At 56.4% G+C, this 2,541-nt stretch carries 1 rRNA gene; it reads right to left on the bottom strand.

From position 1 onward, the window contains the following. Window positions 1-49 precede the first annotated feature (49 nt). A 23S ribosomal RNA gene (locus AC3ERS_RS36495) occupies window positions 50-2,541 on the bottom strand; the annotation flags it as partial.

The following is a 2,541-nucleotide window of genomic DNA, read 5'->3' on the forward strand; positions in this document are numbered from 1 at the left end:
GTGTCTGTGTGTTGTTTCAGATACCGCACAGTGGACGCGTAGCTTCTTCGTTGGTAAGTCCTCGGCCGATTAGTACCAGTCACCTCCACACGTTACCGTGCTTCCAGTTCTGGCCTATCAACCCCATGGTCTGTGGGGGGCCTTACCCCCTCGAGGGGGTGAGAAACCTCATCTTGGAACAGGCTTCCCGCTTAGATGCTTTCAGCGGTTATCCCTTCCGAACGTAGCTAACCAGCAGTGCCCTTGGCAGGACAACTGGCACACCAGAGGTTCGTCCGTCCCGGTCCTCTCGTACTAGGGACAGCCTTCCTCAAGTTTCTGACGCGCGCGGCGGATAGAGACCGAACTGTCTCACGACGTTCTAAACCCAGCTCGCGTGCCGCTTTAATGGGCGAACAGCCCAACCCTTGGGACCTACTCCAGCCCCAGGATGCGACGAGCCGACATCGAGGTGCCAAACCATCCCGTCGATATGGACTCTTGGGGAAGATCAGCCTGTTATCCCCGGGGTACCTTTTATCCGTTGAGCGACACCGCTTCCACTTGCCGGTGCCGGATCACTAGTCCCGACTTTCGTCCCTGCTCGAGCTGTCGCTCTCACAGTCAAGCTCCCTTGTGCACTTGCACTCGACACCTGATTGCCAACCAGGCTGAGGGAACCTTTGGGCGCCTCCGTTACATTTTGGGAGGCAACCGCCCCAGTTAAACTACCCACCAGGCACTGTCCCTGAACCAGATCATGGTCCGAGGTTAGAGGTCCAATACGATCAGAGTGGTATTTCAACGACGACTCCACACACACTGGCGTGCATGTTTCACAGTCTCCCACCTATCCTACACAAACCGTACCGAACACCAATACCAAGCTATAGTGAAGGTCCCGGGGTCTTTTCGTCCTGCCGCGCGTAACGAGCATCTTTACTCGTAATGCAATTTCGCCGAGTCTGTGGTTGAGACAGCAGAGAAGTCGTTACGCCATTCGTGCAGGTCGGAACTTACCCGACAAGGAATTTCGCTACCTTAGGATGGTTATAGTTACCACCGCCGTTTACCGGGGCTTAAATTCTCAGCTTCGCGCCGAAGCGCTAACCGGTCCTCTTAACCTTCCGGCACCGGGCAGGCGTCAGTCCGTATACATCGTCTTACGACTTCGCACGGACCTGTGTTTTTAGTAAACAGTCGCTTCTCTCTGGTCTCTGCGACCACCACCAGCTCCCGGAGCAAAGTCCGTTCACCAGCGTTGGTCCCCCTTCTCCCGAAGTTACGGGGGCATTTTGCCGAGTTCCTTAACCACAGTTCTCTCGATCGCCTCAGTATTCTCTACCTGACCACCTGTGTCGGTTTGGGGTACGGGCCGTGTACCAACTCACTAGAGGCTTTTCTCGGCAGCATAGGATCACTGAATTCGCCTCAATCGGCTACGCATCACCTCTCAGGCACATGTTGTGCGGATTTGCCTACACAACGCCCTACAGGCTTACACCAGTACAACCACTGACTGGCCCAGCTACCTTCCTGCGTCACCCCATCGCTTGACTACTACAGCCAGGGTCCCATGCAGCCCCCTCCAGCCACCCGAAGGTGGTCCATTGGGATTTGGATGGTTAGCACAACTGCCTCGCCATTGGGCGCGGATACACGGGTACGGGAATATCAACCCGTTGTCCATCGACTACGCCTGTCGGCCTCGCCTTAGGTCCCGACTCACCCTGGGCGGATTAACCTGGCCCAGGAACCCTTGGTCATTCGGCGGACGAGTTTCTCACTCGTCTTTCGCTACTCATGCCTGCATTCTCACTCCCATAGCCTCCACAACTAGTTCACACTGCTGCTTCCCTGGCTACAGGACGCTCCCCTACCCAGCCACACCACTGCACACCGAACCGTAGTTCGATGCGGATGTATTGTGCGACTGCCGCGGCTTCGGCGGTGTACTTGAGCCCCGCTACATTGTCGGCGCAGGATCACTTGACCAGTGAGCTATTACGCACTCTTTCAAGGGTGGCTGCTTCTAAGCCAACCTCCTGGTTGTCTTCGCGACCCCACATCCTTTTCCACTTAGTACACGCTTAGGGGCCTTAGCCGGCGATCTGGGCTGTTTCCCTCTCGACTACGAAGCTTATCCCCCGCAGTCTCACTGCCACGCTCTCACACACCGGCATTCGGAGTTTGGCTGACTTCGGTAAGCTTGTGGGCCCCCTAGGCCATCCAGTAGCTCTACCTCCGGCGTGAAACACGTGACGCTGCACCTAAATGCATTTCGGGGAGAACCAGCTATCACGGAGTTTGATTGGCCTTTCACCCCTACCCACAGCTCATCCCCTCAGTTTTCAACCTAAGTGGGTTCGGGCCTCCACGACGTCTTACCGTCGCTTCACCCTGGCCATGGGTAGATCACTCCGCTTCGGGTCTAGAACATGCGACTGGAAACGCCCTATTCGGACTCGCTTTCGCTACGGCTACCCCACACGGGTTAACCTCGCCACATGCCACTAACTCGCAGGCTCATTCTTCAAAAGGCACGCCATCACCCACAGTGCA

It is taken from the genome of Nocardia sp. bgisy134 (assembly GCF_057708325.1).